This window comes from Serratia sp. NA_13 (assembly GCF_052691735.1).
Window position 1 is genome coordinate 13,378 of sequence record NZ_JBQZFV010000024.1, and the last position, 17,749, is coordinate 31,126.

General features: G+C 54.8%; 15 protein-coding genes. 7 read left to right on the top strand and 8 right to left on the bottom strand.

The genetic code is table 11. The annotated features are described in order from the left end of the window. Position 1: 1 nt before the first annotated feature. Positions 2 to 697 (bottom strand): pirin family protein, encoded by a 696-nt coding sequence (locus ACUTSU_RS21850; protein ID WP_445652923.1) that lies wholly within the window; start codon positions 695 to 697, stop codon positions 2 to 4. A 386-nt stretch (positions 698 to 1,083) separates the two neighbouring features. Between ACUTSU_RS21850 and ACUTSU_RS21855 the strand changes: the two genes are divergently transcribed. The 3 genes from ACUTSU_RS21855 (at position 1,084) to ACUTSU_RS21865 (ending at position 2,948) form a co-directional block, all read left to right on the top strand. After that, positions 1,084 to 1,602 carry a GNAT family N-acetyltransferase gene (locus ACUTSU_RS21855; RefSeq protein ID WP_445652922.1) on the top strand — a complete coding sequence of 173 codons (519 nt, stop codon included), beginning with the start codon at positions 1,084 to 1,086 and terminating at the stop codon, positions 1,600 to 1,602. A gap of 130 nt (positions 1,603 to 1,732) precedes the next feature. Further along, a complete protein-coding gene (locus ACUTSU_RS21860) occupies positions 1,733 to 2,020 on the top strand; it encodes a P1 family peptidase (RefSeq protein ID WP_445652921.1) in 288 nt (95 codons plus the stop codon). A gap of 607 nt (positions 2,021 to 2,627) precedes the next feature. Beyond that, a complete protein-coding gene (locus ACUTSU_RS21865) occupies positions 2,628 to 2,948 on the top strand; it encodes a hypothetical protein (protein WP_445652920.1) in 321 nt (106 codons plus the stop codon). A 134-nt stretch (positions 2,949 to 3,082) separates the two neighbouring features. Here the strand turns inward: ACUTSU_RS21865 and iolE are convergent, their stop codons facing one another. From iolE to iolD, 4 genes are all read right to left on the bottom strand, one after another. Further along, complete coding sequence (gene iolE / locus ACUTSU_RS21870) at positions 3,083 to 3,979, bottom strand: myo-inosose-2 dehydratase (protein ID WP_445652919.1); 897 nt, start codon at positions 3,977 to 3,979, stop codon at positions 3,083 to 3,085. Positions 3,980 to 4,038: 59 nt separating this feature from the next. After that, a complete protein-coding gene (locus ACUTSU_RS21875) occupies positions 4,039 to 4,923 on the bottom strand; it encodes a sugar phosphate isomerase/epimerase family protein (RefSeq protein ID WP_445652918.1) in 885 nt (294 codons plus the stop codon). 39 nt (positions 4,924 to 4,962) lie between these two features. Next, the gene (locus ACUTSU_RS21880) at positions 4,963 to 5,976 is read right to left on the bottom strand and encodes a Gfo/Idh/MocA family protein (protein WP_445652917.1); all 1,014 of its coding nucleotides are present in this window, start codon (positions 5,974 to 5,976) and stop codon (positions 4,963 to 4,965) included. 64 nt (positions 5,977 to 6,040) lie between these two features. After that, positions 6,041 to 7,981: a 3D-(3,5/4)-trihydroxycyclohexane-1,2-dione acylhydrolase (decyclizing) gene (gene iolD, locus ACUTSU_RS21885; RefSeq protein ID WP_445654723.1), complete on the bottom strand. Its 1,941-nt coding sequence runs from the start codon at positions 7,979 to 7,981 to the stop codon at positions 6,041 to 6,043. Between the two features lie 532 nt (positions 7,982 to 8,513). Here iolD and ACUTSU_RS21890 point away from each other — a divergent pair. Continuing rightward, the gene (locus ACUTSU_RS21890) at positions 8,514 to 10,442 is read left to right on the top strand and encodes a bifunctional 5-dehydro-2-deoxygluconokinase/5-dehydro-2-deoxyphosphogluconate aldolase (RefSeq protein ID WP_445652915.1); all 1,929 of its coding nucleotides are present in this window, start codon (positions 8,514 to 8,516) and stop codon (positions 10,440 to 10,442) included. Positions 10,443 to 10,640: 198 nt separating this feature from the next. Then, a complete protein-coding gene (locus tag ACUTSU_RS21895) occupies positions 10,641 to 11,477 on the top strand; it encodes a MurR/RpiR family transcriptional regulator (protein ID WP_012147336.1) in 837 nt (278 codons plus the stop codon). A gap of 155 nt (positions 11,478 to 11,632) precedes the next feature. Here ACUTSU_RS21895 and iolB read toward each other — a convergent pair whose 3' ends face one another. After that, complete coding sequence (gene iolB / locus ACUTSU_RS21900) at positions 11,633 to 12,454, bottom strand: 5-deoxy-glucuronate isomerase (protein ID WP_445652914.1); 822 nt, start codon at positions 12,452 to 12,454, stop codon at positions 11,633 to 11,635. A 246-nt stretch (positions 12,455 to 12,700) separates the two neighbouring features. Continuing rightward, positions 12,701 to 14,206 carry a CoA-acylating methylmalonate-semialdehyde dehydrogenase gene (locus tag ACUTSU_RS21905; protein ID WP_445652913.1) on the bottom strand — a complete coding sequence of 502 codons (1,506 nt, stop codon included), beginning with the start codon at positions 14,204 to 14,206 and terminating at the stop codon, positions 12,701 to 12,703. 553 nt (positions 14,207 to 14,759) lie between these two features. Here ACUTSU_RS21905 and ACUTSU_RS21910 point away from each other — a divergent pair. Then, positions 14,760 to 16,187, top strand: coding sequence for a sugar porter family MFS transporter (locus ACUTSU_RS21910; RefSeq protein ID WP_445654724.1), 1,428 nt, complete (start codon positions 14,760 to 14,762; stop codon positions 16,185 to 16,187). Between the two features lie 46 nt (positions 16,188 to 16,233). Continuing rightward, complete coding sequence (locus tag ACUTSU_RS21915) at positions 16,234 to 17,070, top strand: TIM barrel protein (protein ID WP_445652911.1); 837 nt, start codon at positions 16,234 to 16,236, stop codon at positions 17,068 to 17,070. A gap of 54 nt (positions 17,071 to 17,124) precedes the next feature. On the opposite strand, the gene ACUTSU_RS21920 is transcribed toward ACUTSU_RS21915, so the two are convergent. Continuing rightward, a partial coding sequence (locus ACUTSU_RS21920; protein WP_445654725.1) for an ABC transporter permease occupies positions 17,125 to 17,749 on the bottom strand: 625 nt, incomplete at its 5' end.

Consider the following 17,749-nt stretch of genomic DNA (forward strand, 5'->3'; position numbering starts at 1 on the left):
ATCAGACTGGCGGCAGATCGAACAGCAGGATTTCACTGTCTTCATCGGCATGAATCGACAGCGCAGTTTCATCCCACACCGCGAAAGCATCGCTGGTGCCGGCCTGCTGACCATTGACCACCACCTTGCCACGCACCACCTGGATCCACACGCGACGACCGGCTTCGATAGGGCATTCTGCCTGTTCGTCTTGCTTCAATGCCCAGCGGGACAGCGTCATGTCCTGGAACACCTTCAATGAACCTTCACGCGCATCCGGCGACAACACCAGTTGGCGGCCCTGTGGCGCATCGAACATGCGTTGCTCATAACGCGGCTCCAGCCCGACCCGATCGGGAATGATCCAAATCTGGTACAGGTGCAACGGACGATCGTTATTGCCGTTGTACTCGGAGTGACGCACCCCGGTACCGGCACTCATGATCTGGAACTCACCGGCCTGGATCCGCTCTTTATTGCCCATGCTGTCCTGATGCTCTACCGTGCCGCTCAGCACGTAGGTCAGGATTTCCATATCTTTATGCGGGTGTGTGCCAAAACCCTGCCCTGCGTCGATCACGTCTTCGTTGATCACCCGCAGCGCCGAGAAGCCCATAAAATTGGCATCGTAATAGTTGGCAAATGAGAAGGTATGCCAGCTATCCAGCCAACCATGATTGGCATGACCGCGATCTTCTGCCTTACGTAAATAAATCATATTCAGCTCTCCTCAATGTTTTTTACAGTCTAGTCCTGGCAGCAGAATATGAAAGCGTAAAAAACTCATCCCTCTGTTCAAAAATTTAGATGGAGTTGCGAAGTCATTGGCAGGGAATTTGTTGAAGGCGGGTGAGCTGAAAACAGGCAAAAAAAAAGCCAGCACCCGAGCTGGCTAAGTAATACTTGGAAGCAATGTGAGCAATGTCGTGCCTTCGCAGCGAGGGTATCAAAGGTTGATACTCTCCCCGGAACGCATCGCAATAATAATCATTATCATTCGCACCTGTAAAGCATTTTTTTAACCAATCCGGAATAATATTGACTCGACACAATAAACCGATAAATTCAGAGGTTATTCAACCGGTAAGCCAAAGGAACAGCGTAATGAGTGAAATCGTAGTTCGTCACGTGGAAACGGCAGATGCACAGGCCCTGCATCAACTCTATTCTCAACCGAAGGCTTACCGTGACACGCTACAGCTACCGCTACCGTCGGTCGAACTATGGCACAAGCGCCTCGCCAACCTCGAACCGGGCACCCATAGCCTGGTGGCCTGCATCGACGGACAGATTGTCGGTCAGTTGAGCGTGATGCTGAATCAGCGTGTACGCCGCCGCCACGTGGCGACCTTTGGCATCGGCGTCGATGACCACCACCACGGCAAAGGCGTCGGCAGCAGCCTGATGAAAGCGATGATTGACCTGTGCGACAATTGGGCAGACATCGAACGCATCGAGCTGACGGTATTTACCGATAATCAGGCGGCCATTGCGCTATACCTCAAGTTCGGTTTCGAAATCGAAGGGACCAGTCGTGCTTACGCCATGCGCGACGGCGTGCTGGTAGATTCTTACCATATGGCTCGCTTTCGCAGTGAACAGCAGAAAAAATCCGCCTCATGAGTGAGATAAAAAGTGAACCAGGGGCGGCAAACCGCCCCTTCACCGTCAGCCATCGCACCTTCGTGCAAACGCTGGCCTGCGTAACGGGTGCTATCGGCATCCTCTCTCCCACCACCTTCCTGGGGCCGCAATGCCAAGTTCTCCCGCCGTTCGAACCGGCGCCCGTAACCTGATTACCGACGTGCCCGGCCTGAAGGTCGGGGTCGCTCAGGACAGCCGGGTGCGTACCGGCACCACGATGATCCTGCCGGATAGTCCGGCGATCGCCGCCGTCGATGTGCATGGCGGTGGCCCGGCAACCCGTGAAACCGATGCGCTGGGTGAAGATAACCTGGTACAAACCCTTGATGCGCTGGTGCTGAGCGGCGGCCTCGGTTGTGGCCCCCGGCACCCGCGCCTTCTGGGCCACGCCCTATGAAATCAATGGCGAATCTGGTAGCGGCAGTGCCAAGGCGCTGGCGGCGGACACCCTGGCGCGAACACTCGCCCGCGGCGTTTACGCGGCGACCCCGTGGCCCGGCGGGCAGGTCACCACCTGGAAAACCCTCGCCTGACAGTCAGAATAAAAAGGGGCGCATTGATTGCTCAAGCGCACCTTGCAAATCTCTGCCGGCTTAAAGGCCGGCAGTCTCTTTGAGGTAATGAAGAGCTGGATCATTGTCTAAATAGAAAAAAGAATTGGCTATTAATCCTTACAAAAAAAATAAAGACCCAACACTTTAGGCATTTAATATCCCGTGGATATAAAGTCGCGTTAAAAATAAAAGAACACATCTTTATCCGTTAATCAATAAACCGAACATAAATGTAATAAAAAACCATATCTCAACTTTAAATTTACATACAACCAATTGTTATTTATGAAATTATCAAGAAAAACCAACCATTCAGCAGCAATATTTTGATATATTTTTTCAATGAAAACTAAACGACATTGATTTGCACCCTTCGAATAGGAACTCAGGTTATCGACGGCTGTCTTTATGTTGGTACACACAACAATACACTGACGGAGTAACTATCAAATGACAATGCGTTTTTGTACTTTATTATTAGGAACTACACTTATCTTATCGGGTTGCGCAGTAAAAAACGACAATACCCGGGTCGGTTTTATGGGTTTATCTTATCATAGCAACATAGAGAAACTGCCGAATGGAGATTATACGGCGGCGGTGGAAGCTTCACCTGGCCGCGGAAGAGTAACTGGTGCCGAGTCGCTGGTGGCAAAGGATGCTGTAGATTATTGCAAACTGCAAAACAAGGCGATGAAAGAAGTTAAATCAGAAACCGATTCGCACCTTTTGGTTAATGGCGTCGCCAAGCTCGTTTTCCAATGCGTATAATTTTAAGAGCAAACGCCAAAAGGCCTTCGTTCGTGACTGGCAGGCAGATTACCGCCTGGAAAATCCTCGTCTGACAGACAGAATAAAAAGGGGCGCATTGATCACTCAAGCGCCCCTTGCAGCTCTTAGCCCGATTAAATACCAGCGGTCTCTTTGATATAACGTCGCGCCTTCACCGCATACTCAAACGGGTTGGCCAACGCCGGATCCTGCTCGGCCTCCACCACCATCCAGCCTTTATAACCGCGCTCATCCAGCAGTTTAAATACCGGCAGAAAGTCGATGACCCCATCACCCGGCACGGTGAAGGTGCCTTTCTTCACACCGTCGAGGAAGCTCAGTTTGTTGGCCTTCACCTCTGCCACCACTTCATCACGCACATCCTTCAAATGCACATGGTTGATGCGCGGCAGGTATTTTTCCAGAATTGCCATCATCGCCTGTTGGCTGCCTTCGGAGTAGTAGGCGTGGCCGGTATCAAACAGCAGGTAGACGTCGTCGTTCACCATGCTCATGTAACGGTCAATCTCCGCAGTAGTCTGGATGCCGGTGCCCATATGGTGGTGCAGACAGACCTGCATGCCCTTGCCGGCCGCAATCTTGGCCAGCTCATTGTAGCCATCGGCCACCCGCTGCCACTCTTCATCGCTGAAATACGGTTTCTCTTCGAACACCCCTTTGGTGGTGCCCTGAATGCTCTTGCTCTGCTCGGAGCAGCCAATCACTTTGGCCCCCATTGCATGCAGGAAATTCATATGGTTAATAAACTCATCGATAGTTTTTTCTTTCAGGCCATCGGCGAAGAAGGTGCTGAACCAGGCATTGCAGATCTGAATGCCGCGGATATCCAGCATCGGTTTCAGCACCGCCGGATCGCGCGGGTACTTGCTGCCCACTTCGCTACCAGTGAACCCGGCCAGCGCCATTTCACTGACGCACTGTTGGAAAGTATTCTCTTTGCCCAGGTCAGGCATGTCATCATTGGTCCAGCCAATCGGGGCGATGGCCAGTTTTACGTTGTCTTTATTCATTGTCAGCCTCAATCATCAGATCGGCCTGGCGGTGATTTTCACCCACTCAGCCGAGAAATTTATTTACCCAGCAGCTCTTTTTCGATGTGCTCGCGGGTCGCTACCGCCTGGGTTTTCATTCGTTCCGGATAACCAAACAGCGAGGTGCAGATAATCGACTCACCGCCGACCTTAAAACTGCGATTGGCAAACTCCATATCACGCAGGGTCTGGAACAGGGCATCGAAGTCCACTTCCCCTTCACCAATGCCCATATGCTGGTGCACGGCAGCATCAACACCCGGCGGATTGACGATATAACGACAGTGTTTGGTATGGTTCATGGTGTCGGCGATCAACACATGCGAGAGATCGTCACCGGCATATTTCAGCATACCGGCCACGTCACCCTGGCCTTTGTCGTAATAGAAGGTGTGCGGCACGCTGTAGAGGTACTTAACGTGATCGCTACGTAGCGATTTGACGATATCGGCGGTTTCATTGCTCAACTCGCAGAAGTCCCACGGGTGAGACTGGATCTCCATGCGAATACCTTCACGCTCGATAATCGGCAACAGCTCTTCCATGGAGCGATACCACAGCTCTTCACAGATTTCCGGCTCATTGGGGTTGCCTGCCAGTTCGGTGTTAATCACCTGCACGCCCATTTCCACCGCGATTTCTATCATCCGACGCCAGTTTTTGACCGCCGCCTGGCGACGATCTTCCCCCGGGCCGGACCAGCGGTACACTACGATAAATGAGGAAATCTCCACGCCGGTTGCCTTCAGCACGTTTTTGTATTCCGCCATCACTTCACGCCCTGCTTTCGGGTGCTTGTAGAACGGATTGATCTGCGGATGCGGTGACTGCTCAATATATTGATAGCCCCAGTCCGCCACCTGCTGAACCATTTTGGTGATACCAAGGTCCCTGATGACATCAACATCAAAAGCGATCTTCATGGTGGTTCCCCTTTAAACGTGAGTACCGCGTTCAGCACACTACTTGTTGTAGAACGACGGGCGCGGCGGCAGGGTCACAGGTACGATCTCGCCGCTGAGCTGCGCAGCCACGCAGGCATCGGCCGTCACGGCGGCAGCATAGCCATCCCAGGCGGAAGGCCCGGTCAACTTGCCGGCCAGCACGTCGTTGATAAAGCCTTGCAGCTCAACGTCGTAAGCATCGATAAAGCGGTCTTTCCAGTCGGTCAGAATTTCGGTAGCGAGTTTGGCCCCGCTGCGCATCTGCACTGAGGACGGCTCCGGCAGTTTGGCAATGCCGGTTTCCCCCACCACTTCACACTGAATGTCATAACCGTACTGGCAGTTAACGAAGATTTCGACGTCAATGCGGGTACCTTTGGCGGTTTCAAACAGCACAATCTGCGGATCTTTCAGGTGCGGGAATGCCTTGGGGCTTTTACGCGGGAATACCACCTGAACCGAAACATAGTCGTCATCCAGCAGCCAGCGCAGCACGTCGATCTCGTGGATCAGGGTGTCGGTGATCGCCATATCCGTGGTGTAAGCTTCACCCACTGTTGGGTTGCGGTGCGCGCAGTGCAGCATCAGCGGTTCGCCGATTTGCCCGCTGGTCAGCACCTGTTTGAGTGCACGGTAGCCCTGATCGTAAGGGCGCATAAAGCCTACCTGCACCAGGCGCTTGCCGTGTTTGGCTTCAGCCTCAACGATGTTTTTACAACCCTGCGCAGTAACCGCCAGCGGCTTCTCGCAGAATACCGGCTTGCCGGCGGCAATCGCCGCCAACACGAACTCTTCATGGCTCGGGCCCCAGGAGGTGACCAGCACCGCCTGAACGTCCGCTGCCTTGACCAGATCGTGGCCATTGTCATACACCTTGGCGTCCAGCTTCAGGTCGCTCACCACCTTGGCGGCGTTGTCACGGTTAATATCGTTGACCGCCACGATGCGGCTACCCTGCAACACTTTGCTGCAGCGACGAATGTGATCCCGACCGATTGCGCCGGTACCAATAACCCCAATGTTCAGTGTCATTTTCGTTATCCTCTTCAAATAGTTGCGGCAGACGCAAGGTCTGGGTAATCAGGCAATGTGTTAATCAGTAGTCGCGGGCCATGTCGATGTTCTCTTGCAGCTTGCGAGCCACGGCGACAATTTTTTCGCTGTCGGCAACCTGGGCTCCGCCCACGCGCCACCAGCTGAGATATTTGTGCACCATGGTTTTTGGCAGCACTTTGATGTCCAGCAGGGTGGAAACGCTTTGCAGGCGAGCATCGGCCAGCGCTTCGATCAGCTGTTGTTCGGTCGTCACACTGTAGGTTTTGCAACCGTAAGCCCCCGCCAGCATGGCGAAGTTGACTGGCACCAGCTTGCCGTCGAGTTTGCCGCCCTGCGGGTTGCGGAAGCGGAATTCGGTGGTGTAACTGTCCATGCCGTGTTCCATCTGCAGGTTGTTAATGCAGCCGTTGGTCATGTTGTCGAACAGCACCACGTTGATTTTGCAGCCTTCCTGAATTGAGGTGACCAGTTCGGAGTGCAGCATCATAAAGGCACCGTCACCGACCATCGCGTACACCTCGCGCTGTGGCTCTGCCAGCTTGACCCCTAAGGCGGCATTGACCTCGTAGCCCATGCAGGAATAACCGTATTCCACGTGGTAGCCGTGCTCGCCATGGTTCTGCCACACGCGCTGTAAATCTCCCGGCAGGCTACCGGCAGCGGCAACGATCACGCTGTCCTGCGGCAGATGCTGGTTCAGCACCCCCAGCACCCGGCTTTGGGTCAGCAGTGAATCGGTCTTTTCGATAAATTCGGCAAACACGCTGTCACGATCGAGGTGGTCGTCAATTTCCGGTACAAAACCTTCGCCGGTGTATTCCACCGCATAAACTCGAGCGGTTTCCTGCTGTTGTGCGTTACGCGCTTCGGCAATGGCGTTGCCCCAGCCAGCGCGATAATCAGCCTGCGCCAATAGCGTACCCAGAGCAGACAGTGCCTCGCGGGCATCGGCCAGTACCTGCAGACCATCGAGCTTACCGGCGTCGAAGGCGCTGACGTTAACGTTGAGAAAATCGACGTCGGGATTCTGGAACAGCCATTTGGACGAAGTGGTGAAGTCGGTATAACGGGTGCCGACGCCAATCACCAGATCGGCCTGTCGGGCCAGGGTATTGGCCGCCAGACAGCCGGTTTCACCAATGCCGCCCAGGTTAAACGGGTGGTTGGACGGGACGGTGCCCTTGCCGGCCTGGGTTTCCACAAACGGGATCTGGAAGCGTTCGGCAAACTCACGCAGCGCCTGACCAGCCTGTGAATATTTCACCCCGCCGCCACACACCAGCAGCGGTTGACGTTTGGTGGTCAGCAGCGCCAGCGCATCGGCCAGCATGCCTTCGGTCGCCGGGCGGCGATCGAGCCGGTGCACACGTTTTTGGAAGAAGTAGTCAGGATAGTCATAGGCTTCGCCCTGCACGTCCTGCGGTAAACTCAGCGTCACCGCGCCGGTTTCCGCTGGGTCGGTCAGCACGCGCATCGCGTTGATACAGGCGCTCATTAATTGTTCCGGCCGCACAATACGATCCCAGTACTTGCTCACCGCACGGAAAGCGTCGTTGGTGCTGATGCTGAGGTCGTAGGTTTGTTCAATCTGCTGCAATACCGGGTCTGGCTGACGAGAAGCATAAATATCGCCCGGCAGCAGTAATAAAGGAATGCGGTTGGCGGTGGCCGTCGCGGCGGCGGTGATCATATTGGCGGCACCGGGGCCGACAGAAGAGGTACAGGCGTAAATCTGTTGACGCAGTTTCTGCTTGGCAAAACCGGTCGCTGCGTGAGCCATGCCCTGCTCATTACGCCCTTGATGCACGATCAGATCACCGCTGTCCTGTTCCAGCGCCTGCCCCAAACCGAGTACGTTGCCGTGACCGAAAATCGCAAAGATGCCTTTGACGAATTTGGTTTCCACGCCGTCGACCAGCAGGTACTGGTTGTCGAGGAACCTGACGAGTGCCTGTGCCATGGTTAACCGGATCTTGCCCATTTGCTCACCCTTTTAGAGTAGTCACGCCCGCTCCGACACCACCCGTGCCGAACCTGAAAAGCTGTGTGATATCCGCCGTCTTTCAGCGCGCTGCGCTACTTAAGCCGACAACCTGAAACGTGAAGCGATTATAAACAAATATATTTTTCATAAAATCACATTACAGAAGAAATATTTCATTTTGCGATAAAGATCGCATATTGATGAAAACGACGTTTCATCCATGCCTTTAGAATTCACTGACTTAGCGCCCGCAGCACCCTCCGATACTTCATTCCATCAGCCGCCGAAGGTGCCCCAACCCTTGGTACCATCGGCTTGTAACGCCAGCTATACCCTTGCCGTTGTTCGGTGTTTCAGCATCAGGCCAGACGCGGTTTTTAGTGCTTTCAGCTGGCGTATTAGCGCTGTTTTAAATGCATCACATTTTTGGGGTGTAAATTTCATTCAATCTTGAAATTGAAATTTTTATTCCTCATACTCAAAAAATGCTTCGTAGTCGGGGTTTGGCTTAATACAGAAGGAAACGGGTATGGCTACACAAGAAAAACAGCTTGATGTCATTTGTCTCGGGCGTATTGCCGTCGATTTCTATGCACAACAGATCGGCGCACGCCTGGAAGATGCCAGCACATTCTCCAAATATCTCGGCGGCTCTTCCGGCAACGTGGCTTACGGCACCGCCATTCAGGGCCTGAAGTCCGGCATGTTGGCCCGCGTCGGCGACGAACATATGGGCCGTTTCCTGCGTGAAGAACTGCAACGCGTCGGAGCCGATACCCAGTGCCTGATCACCGACCCCCAGCGGCTGACCGGTTTGGTGATCCTCGGTATCAAGGATCAGGAAACCTTCCCGCTGATTTTCTACCGTGAGAACTGTGCCGATATGGCACTAACGCCGGACGATATCGACGAGGCCTACATTGCGTCATCGCGCGCGCTGGCTATAACCGGCACCCACCTGTCACACCCAAACACCCGCGCCGCGGTATTAAAAGCGCTGGAATACGCCCGCCGCCATGGCCTGCGCACCGCGCTGGATATCGACTACCGGCCGGTGCTGTGGGGCCTGACGTCGCTGGGCGACGGTGAAACCCGCTTCGTCGAGTCAGAGAAAGTGACCCGCGAACTGCAGGAGGTGTTGCATCACTTTGATCTGATCGTCGGCACCGAAGAAGAATTTCATATTGCCGGTGGCAGCACCGACACCCTGACCGCGCTGAAAAACGTCCGCCAAGCGACGCAGGCCACGCTGGTCTGTAAGCGCGGCGCACAGGGCTGTTCGGTATTCGAAGGCGAGATAGCCGCCGACTGGCAGCAGGTAAAACTGCATTCCGGCGTACGGGTTGAAGTGCTGAACGTACTGGGCGCCGGCGATGCCTTTATGTCCGGCCTGCTGCGCGGCTATCTGAACGACGAAGGTTGGGATCAAGCCTGCCGCTATGCCAATGCCTGCGGCGCATTGGTGGTTTCGCGCCATGGTTGCGCTCCGGCAATGCCCAGCAAGCAGGAACTGGATGACTATCTGCAACGAGAGCAGGAAGTGAAACGCCCGGATCGCGATGAACGGCTTAACCATCTGCACCGGGTCACCACCCGCAAACAGCAATGGCCGGAACTCTGCGTGTTCGCCTTTGATCACCGCAAACAGCTGGCGGATATGGCGCGAGAAGCCAAGGTTAGTGAAGAACGCATACCAAAACTGAAAACGCTGCTGCTGACGGCGGCACAACAGGCCGCCGAGGTCGCCGGGCTGCAGGGTAACAGCGGCATTCTGGCCGATACCACCTATGGCCAGGCGGCACTGAACCAGATCACCGGGCAGGGTTGGTGGATAGGCCGGCCAGTCGAACTACCCGGCTCGCGTCCGCTACGGTTGGAGCACGGCAATATTGGCTCGCAGCTGATCGACTGGCCGCAGGAGCACGTAGTAAAATGTCTGGTGTTTTACCATCCGCATGACCCCGTCGAACTGCGCCGCGAACAGGATGAACTGATTGGCGATGTGTATCGCGGCTGCTGCAAATCCGGCCATGAACTGTTGCTGGAAGTGATCCTGCCGGAAAGCAACGCCGACAAGGATGAAAGCCACTATCTGGAGATGCTGCAGCACTTTTATCAACTGGGCATTAAACCGGACTGGTGGAAGTTGCCACCGTTGAGTGCAGAGAACTGGCAGCGGGTCGGTGCGTTAATCGACGCTAACGATCCACAGTGTCGCGGGGTGTTGATTCTGGGGCTGGATTCGCCGGAAGAAACGCTGAAGGCGGGTTTTGCCGCGGCGGCAGACGCCCACTGGGTAAAAGGTTTTGCCGTCGGGCGCACCATTTTTGGCCAACCTTCTCGCCGCTGGCTACAGGGAGAGCTGGATGACGCCGCGTTAATCGAACAGGTGAAACAAAAATACCTGACGCTAATTGGCTTCTGGCGCCAATACCGCCCAACCTCTCACTCGTCTTAATCGAAAAAACCTCCCCTTAAACGGATTTTCGCCGCTTTAAGGGGATTTTTTTTGCCTTTTTTCTGTGAAGTAACGCAACTTGCAATCGAATAAATCGCTTTTTGTTGAAATGAAATTTCCAATCCATCTGTTAGAATAACCTGTCAATAACTCAGGCGTCAGGCCGATACGCCTTAGCCTCCACTGCGAGCCGAATGGATGAACAACCCAACTCAACTTTCGCTGTTACAGGACGAGATCCGCCACCGCTATGAAACGCTGAGCAAGCGTTTAAAACAGGTGGCGCGTTACATTTTGGATAACAGTAACAGCATTGCTTTCGATACCGTCGCCTCCATCGCCGCACAGGCCAGCGTCCCCCCTTCAACCCTGATCCGCTTTGCCAACGCCTTTGGCTTTAGCGGTTTCAACGAAATGAAACAGGTTTTCCGCCAGCACCTGATGGAGGAAACGGTCAACTACACCGAACGGGCACGCCTGTTCCGGCAGACCTCAACCGACGGTAACGTGGCCCCGGAAAAGCCGGCGGAAATCCTTAACGTTTTCACCATGGTCAATGCTCAGGCGCTGCAACAATTGGCGATGCAAACCAGCTCCGAGCAGTTGGATCGGGCGGTTGAACTGCTGAACAACGCCGAGAATATCTACGTGATTGGCCTGCGTCGCTCATTCAGCGTCGCATCCTATCTCACTTATGCGTTGCGCCATCTGGAGCGCAGGGCGTTCCTGATCGACGGGCTGGGCGGCATGTTTACCGAACAACTCAGCATGGTGAAGCCGAATGACGTGGTGATTGCCATCAGCTATTCGCCGTATGCTCAGGAAGCACTGGAACTGGTTGAATTGGGTGCCAAGAACGGAGCGCAGCAGATCGCCATAACCGACAGCCAGGTCAGCCCGTTGGCTGCCTTCAGCGACGTATGCTTTGTAGTGCGAGAAGCACAGGTAGATGGCTTCCGCTCCCAGGTCGCTTCAATGTGTCTGGCACAGACCCTGGCGGTATCGCTGGCGTTGAATAACGCCAAAGAAGAGTAATATACCTGTCATACTTGAAGCTGCCTCTGTGTTGGCTGCACGCACTTACCCGAATCACTTGTCAGAGTAAGCTCATCGGGATAAGCGCCCTTGCCGCCTGGAGGCAACTCCAATTATTTTGGGTATAAGGCTCGGCAAGCTGAGCCTGATTAAGTTTATTTGGCTGCGGGATAGCCGTCGGTGTTAATCCAGGCGTGGTCTTTTTCCCAGGTGAACTTCCATAGCCGCACCGGCCCGGCCATCACGTTAAGATAGTAGTTGTCGTAACCGGCCATCGTCGCCACCGGGTGGTAGCCACGTGGTACCTTGACTACGTCACGGTTATACACCGGCATGCATTCGTCCAGTGAGCGATCGTCGGTATATACCCGCTGCATGCAAAAACCCTGCTCCGGCTGAATGCGGTGATAGTAGGTCTCTTCCAGATAGGTTTCATCCGGCGAGTCTTCCTGGTCATGTTTGTGGCTGGGGTACGAACTGGTATTGCCCTCATCCGTATACACCTCCACCACCAGCAGGCTGTCGGCCGGTTCGCTGTCCGGCAGAATATTATGCACCAGACGCTGGTTACGCCCTTTACCACGACGTTCGACGCCGACCTCCGCTGGGGTGATCAAGCGCGACGGCAGGTGTCCATGACCCGGAGCACTGCAGACCGCCAATTCCAGGGCGCTTTCCGCCCGCACTTCAATTTTGTCGTGATGCGGCACGTATACCGCATAAGGCGGCGTACGTTCAAACGGGCTCATGCGTTTGCCAATATTCGGGTATTCCGCACGCAGGGTGGCAACGGAAGCAATGCCGGCGACCAGTACCAGGCACAGCTCTTTGTCGCCGCTTTCCAACCGCAACGACTGGCCGGCTTCAAGGCGATAAACATCAAACCCGACAAAGCGCCAGTCGGCATTCTCTGGGGTGACATGCTGGATACGGCCCTGACCATCCGGCTGCTGACACTTGGCGAGTAATAAAGACATATGTTCCTCCGAATTAAATACCCGTCGTCTTTCAAGTTGCAGCGTTGTTACCTGCACTCAGTTACGTGGCCCATCCATGGGCCACACCCCTTAAGGGGCCGCTGATCGCGCGTTCAAATCTGTTCCCGACAGATTTTTCACCCCAGTTACTTACTAAAGTAAGCGCCTGGGGATGAGTGAGCTGGTCGCCTAGCTGCAACTCGAAATCTATAGGGTATGGGCATTAATCAATTCAAACGTAGAACTTTAGCCCAGCGTCGGCATGCTGTATTCCGACACCGTTTGCTGCCCGGTTGGCCAGCGGGCGGTAGCAGTTTTCATACGGGTATAGAAACGTACCCCATCGGTGCCATGCACGTTCAGCGCACCGAACACCGAGCGTTTCCAGCCGCCGAAGCTGTGGAATGCCATAGGAACCGGAACCGGCACGTTAACCCCCACCATACCGGCCTGCACTTCCTGTACGAACTGGCGCGCGTAGCGGCCATTGCTGGTAAAGATGGCGCTGCCGTTACCAAATTCATGGCTGTTCACCGTGTCGATGGCGGTCTGGTAGTCCGGTACGCGGACAATCCCCAGCACCGGCCCGAAGATCTCTTCGCGATAGATACGCATGTTCGGCGTAACGTGGTCAAACAGGGTACCGCCAACGTAGTAGCCGTCCGGGTAGCCCGCTACCTGATAGTTGCGGCCATCGGCCACCAGGGTTGCGCCTTCCTCCACGCCCAGATCGATATAACCCAATACTTTCTTCTGGTGCGCCGAGGATACCAGCGGCCCCATTTCGTTTTCTTCGCCACCCTGTTTAAGCCCTGGGCCAACGCGCAGCTGAGCGATCAGCGGCTTCAGTCTGGCAATCAGTTTATCGGCCGTATCATCACCGACCACTACCGCCACCGGCAACGCCATGCAACGCTCACCGGCCGAGCCGAAAGCCCCGCCCATCAGGGCATTTACCGTCGCGTCCAGATCGGCGTCCGGCATGATGATCGCCTGGTTTTTCGCCGCGCCGAAGGCCTGCACCCGCTTACCGTGAGCGCTGGCGGTAGTATAGATATGTTCCGCCACTGCGGACGAACCAACAAAGCTCACCGCCTGAATATGCGGGTCAGTGCACAGCTGCGCGGCATCTTCATTAGCGCAGTGCACCACGTTGAATACGCCATCCGGCAGGCCTGCCTCTTTCAGTAATTCCGCCATCCGCACCGAAGCCGAAGGCACCAGCACCGGGGGCTTGAGCACAAAGGTGTTGCCGCAGGCCAGCGCGATAGGGAACATCCACATCGGCACCATCGCCGGGAAGTTGAACGGGGTGATACCTGCGACCACCCCCAGCGGCTGCATCAGCGAGAAGCTGTCAACGCCGCTGCCGACGTCCGCCGAATACTCGCCCTTGATCAAATGCGGAATGCCGCAGGCAAATTCCACCACTTCGATGCCGCGGGTCAGTTCGCCCAGCGCATCGGAATAAACCTTGCCATGTTCGCTGACAATCAGCGCCGCCAGCTCATCGCGATGCTGTTCCAGCAGCGCCTTAAAATTGAACATGATGCGCGCACGGCGCAGCGGCGTGGTACGCGACCAGTCGGCAAAGGCCTGGTGGGCCACGTCAATGGCCTGCTTCACCTCGGCGGCAGTGCTCTGCGTCACGCGGCGTTCAACCTGCCCGGAAGCCGGATTATGAACGTCGACGGTTTGATTGCTGCTGCTCAGGCACACCTGCCCGCCAATAAAGTTACCCACGGTTTTCATGTCTCACCCTCTTTTAAGTCCGCTGTCGCCTGACCGTCTGCGGCCGTAGCGTTTTCATCACACCGCTTGCCGGAGACTGCCCGCAAGCAGGCTAAATCCTGACCGGATGAAGCAAACTCTATTTCATTGAAAAAAAAGTTTCAAATAAATTATTTTAGAAAATTTGTTTTTAGTGCGGAAGGTCGCAGTTTTGCCACGTCACTGTGCAAGGCCATTACATGCCGGAAAAAAATCGGTCCCTGTGTTCACACGCCAACGGCAAGGAATTAGCCCTGACTTTTATACAGAAATAGGCGGCCCGCAAGGAAATGCGACCCGGCCCGACGCTAAAGGATCACGCGGTAACGCTTGTGGGACGTTTGCGGTTTTTTTTGAACTGGATCCAAAAATCAATATTTCATTATTCACTAATTATGAAATAAATGTTCTTGTTTAGAGAAGATTCATCCAAATATCACCGTCTTGATGACAGGCACGGTTCACACCCTTCCGCCTCCCTATTCCCTACAACCTACTGCGCGGGTGGAAGCCAGGAAAAAAATCGGAGCAACACATGTCACATCAGCGTAAGCACAACACCGGGTACATTCTGCGAATTTGCGGCATTGCAGCTCTCGGCGGCATTCTGTTCGGTTATGACACCGCCGTGATCTCCGGCGCGATCGATGCCCTAAAAACCTATTTTGACCTCAGCCCACTTGAAACCGGCTGGGCAGTCTCTAACGTGGTGATCGGCTGTGTGGTTGGCGCCTTTGGTGCCGGGCCGTTGGCTGCGCGTTACGGCCGTAAAAAAGCCCTGATGCTGGCGGCGGTGCTGTTCACTATTTCGGCGGTGGGAGCCGCCCTGGCCACCACCTTCACCTGGTTTGTGATTTACCGCATTATTGGCGGCCTGGCCGTGGGCATCGCCGCCACCGTCTCACCGATGTATATGTCGGAAGTCTCACCTAAAGACATGCGTGGTCAAGCCCTCAGCATGCAGCAGTTCGCCATCGTGTTCGGCCAAATAGTGATTTTCTACGTTAACTTCAAAATCGCCAGCATCGCCAGCGAAGCCTGGCTGGTGGAAATGGGCTGGCGCTGGATGATAGGTTCGGAAGTGATCCCCTGCATGCTGTTCCTGATGCTGGTGTTTATCATTCCGGAATCGCCGCGTTGGAGCGTCATGGTCGGCCGTGACAGCCAGGCTTTAGCGATGTTGACCAAAGTCTCCAACGCTGCCCATGCGCAAAGCGTATTGCAGGAAATCAAAGACTCACTCCAGCAGGATCAGCAAAAACACCGACCAAAGCTGAACTACGGCGACGTACGGGTACGCTTCATTCTGTTTGTCGGTTGTATGATCGCCATGCTGCAACAGGTCACCGGCGTTAACGTAATGATGTACTACGCGCCAATGGTGCTGAAAACCGTTACCGAAAATGCCCAAGAGGCGCTGTTCCAAACCATTTGGATCGGCGTGCTGCAGTTAGTCGGTTCAGTGATTGGCGCCATACTGATGGATCGCGTGGGCCGCATTCCGCTGATGCGTTACGGCACCCTTGGCGCCATTGCCGGGTTGCTGATCACCTCTTATGCACTCTACACCCAGGCCACCGGCTACCTTGCCTTGTTCGGCATGCTGTTCTTTATGGTGTTTTACGCCCTGTCCTGGGGGGTGGGTGCCTGGGTGCTGGTGTCAGAAATCTTCCCAAATCGCATGCGAGCACAGGGCATGAGCATCGCCGTCGGCTGCATGTGGCTGGCCAACTTTGTCGTTTCACAGAGCTTCCCGATGATCAACGACAACCCTTATCTGTTCTCCACCTTCCATGGCGCCTTCCCGATGTGGGTCTTTGCCGCCTGCTGCTTGTTTAGCTACTGGTTCATCGGCCGCTATATTCCGGAAACCAAAGGCGTCTCGCTGGAAAAAATGGAAGACGTGGTGATGGCCAAACGCCATCGCCAAGCGCCACCAGAAACACAACGAACGCCGCTGTAAGTCGGCAACTCTTAGGCCTTCTCAAATCATTCAGGAGCCATGCATCATGACCTTTGCGCCAGACCGTTTTTGTATCAACCGCAAGATCGCACCCAATCTCGATTTGGAGCGGTTTTTCAGCCTGGTGAAAAAGTGCGGGCTCCGCAAAGTTGAGCTGCGCAACGATATGCCGAGCGGCAAGGTGACAGATAACCTGAACAACGATCAATTAAATGCTTTGGCGGCCAAATACGGTATCGAAATCGTCACCATTAACGCCCTCGGCAAGTTTAACTTGATGGACGATCAGGCCGGGCTGCTGAAAAACGCCGAGGCGCTGCTGGCGCAGGCTCAGGCGATCCATAGTCAGGCGCTGGTACTGTGTCCACACTGCAGCGCGGACGATCGGCGCAGTGAGGAGCAGAAAAAAACCGATACGCTGGCGGCCCTGAAGTTGCTGGCACCGCTGTTTAAACAATACGGCGTGCAGGGCTACGTCGAGCCGCTGGGGTTCGGCATCAGTTCGCTGCGTTCATCACTGCTGACGCAATCCCTGATACGCGACTCCGGCGCGCCGTACAAGATCGTGCTGGATACTTTCCACCACTATTTAAGTGATGTGGCCCAGCCTGAGTTTGATGAGCAGATTCAGATTGAGGGTATCGGTCTGGTACACCTGTCCGGTGTGGAAGATGCGCGGAGCAAAAGCGCGCTCAGCGACGAAGAACGTATTATGTTGAGTCAACAGGATCGGCTGGAGAGCAGAAAGCAGGTGCAGAATCTGGAGCGCCTGGGCTACACCGGCATTTACGCCTTCGAGCCGTTCTCTTCGCAGTTGGATAGCTGGACAGAGGCGGATATCGAACGTGAAATCCGCCAGAGTATCGCTCTGCTGCAAGGGTAATGGACGCAGCATAGGGGGCGAGCATGCTCGCCCCTGCCATTATTTTTTGTGGTGCTATTTCAGCGTGCTCACCACCAGTTGATGACGGGCGTTGTAGAACTTACGGTAGGCCAGATAGCAGGCGATAATGGTCGACAGGCTGGCGGTGGAAAGCAACATAAAGGTCACCATAATCTGGTACTTAATGGCTTTCACCGGGTCAATACCGGCGAAAATCAGACCGGACATCATGCCCGGCAGGCTGACCAGGCCGACGGTCTTGGCCGAGTCTACCGTCGGGATCAACGAAGCGCGGATGCTGTCGCGGATCAGCGCAGCCGAAGCAAACTTCGGCGATGCCCCCAGGCTGAGCATTTCCTGAATTTTCTGCTGATCGCTTTTGAAACGCTGCCCCAGGTTGTTGTAACACAGGCCCACCGCCACCATCGCATTACCGGCCACCATGCCGGAAATAGGGATCACCTGCATCGGGGTAAATTCTATCGAGCCGGTTAGCACCAGCACCACCAGCGTTAGTACCGCACCTGTGGTGATGGCAATAAACGATGTCATAAACGCATGACTAATATATTTACTGCGTTTTTGCGCGTTGTAAGCCGCGTTAAAGCAGATAAACAGAACCATCAGTACCGTCAGAATGGCGTTGTTCACATCAAAAATGTACTTCAGCACATAGCCG

What these genes read in the sequence shown, in the direction of transcription:
- ACUTSU_RS21850 (WP_445652923.1), bottom strand. Translation starts at nt 697, where the DNA reads ATGATTTATTTACGTAAGGCAGAAGATCGCGGTCATGCCAATCATGGT.
- ACUTSU_RS21855 (WP_445652922.1), top strand. Translation starts at nt 1,084, where the DNA reads ATGAGTGAAATCGTAGTTCGTCACGTGGAAACGGCAGATGCACAGGCC.
- ACUTSU_RS21860 (WP_445652921.1), top strand. Translation starts at nt 1,733, where the DNA reads ATGCCAAGTTCTCCCGCCGTTCGAACCGGCGCCCGTAACCTGATTACC.
- ACUTSU_RS21865 (WP_445652920.1), top strand. Translation starts at nt 2,628, where the DNA reads ATGACAATGCGTTTTTGTACTTTATTATTAGGAACTACACTTATCTTA.
- iolE (WP_445652919.1), bottom strand. Translation starts at nt 3,979, where the DNA reads ATGAATAAAGACAACGTAAAACTGGCCATCGCCCCGATTGGCTGGACC.
- ACUTSU_RS21875 (WP_445652918.1), bottom strand. Translation starts at nt 4,923, where the DNA reads ATGAAGATCGCTTTTGATGTTGATGTCATCAGGGACCTTGGTATCACC.
- ACUTSU_RS21880 (WP_445652917.1), bottom strand. Translation starts at nt 5,976, where the DNA reads ATGACACTGAACATTGGGGTTATTGGTACCGGCGCAATCGGTCGGGAT.
- iolD (WP_445654723.1), bottom strand. Translation starts at nt 7,981, where the DNA reads ATGGGCAAGATCCGGTTAACCATGGCACAGGCACTCGTCAGGTTCCTC.
- ACUTSU_RS21890 (WP_445652915.1), top strand. Translation starts at nt 8,514, where the DNA reads ATGGCTACACAAGAAAAACAGCTTGATGTCATTTGTCTCGGGCGTATT.
- ACUTSU_RS21895 (WP_012147336.1), top strand. Translation starts at nt 10,641, where the DNA reads ATGAACAACCCAACTCAACTTTCGCTGTTACAGGACGAGATCCGCCAC.
- iolB (WP_445652914.1), bottom strand. Translation starts at nt 12,454, where the DNA reads ATGTCTTTATTACTCGCCAAGTGTCAGCAGCCGGATGGTCAGGGCCGT.
- ACUTSU_RS21905 (WP_445652913.1), bottom strand. Translation starts at nt 14,206, where the DNA reads ATGAAAACCGTGGGTAACTTTATTGGCGGGCAGGTGTGCCTGAGCAGC.
- ACUTSU_RS21910 (WP_445654724.1), top strand. Translation starts at nt 14,760, where the DNA reads ATGTCACATCAGCGTAAGCACAACACCGGGTACATTCTGCGAATTTGC.
- ACUTSU_RS21915 (WP_445652911.1), top strand. Translation starts at nt 16,234, where the DNA reads ATGACCTTTGCGCCAGACCGTTTTTGTATCAACCGCAAGATCGCACCC.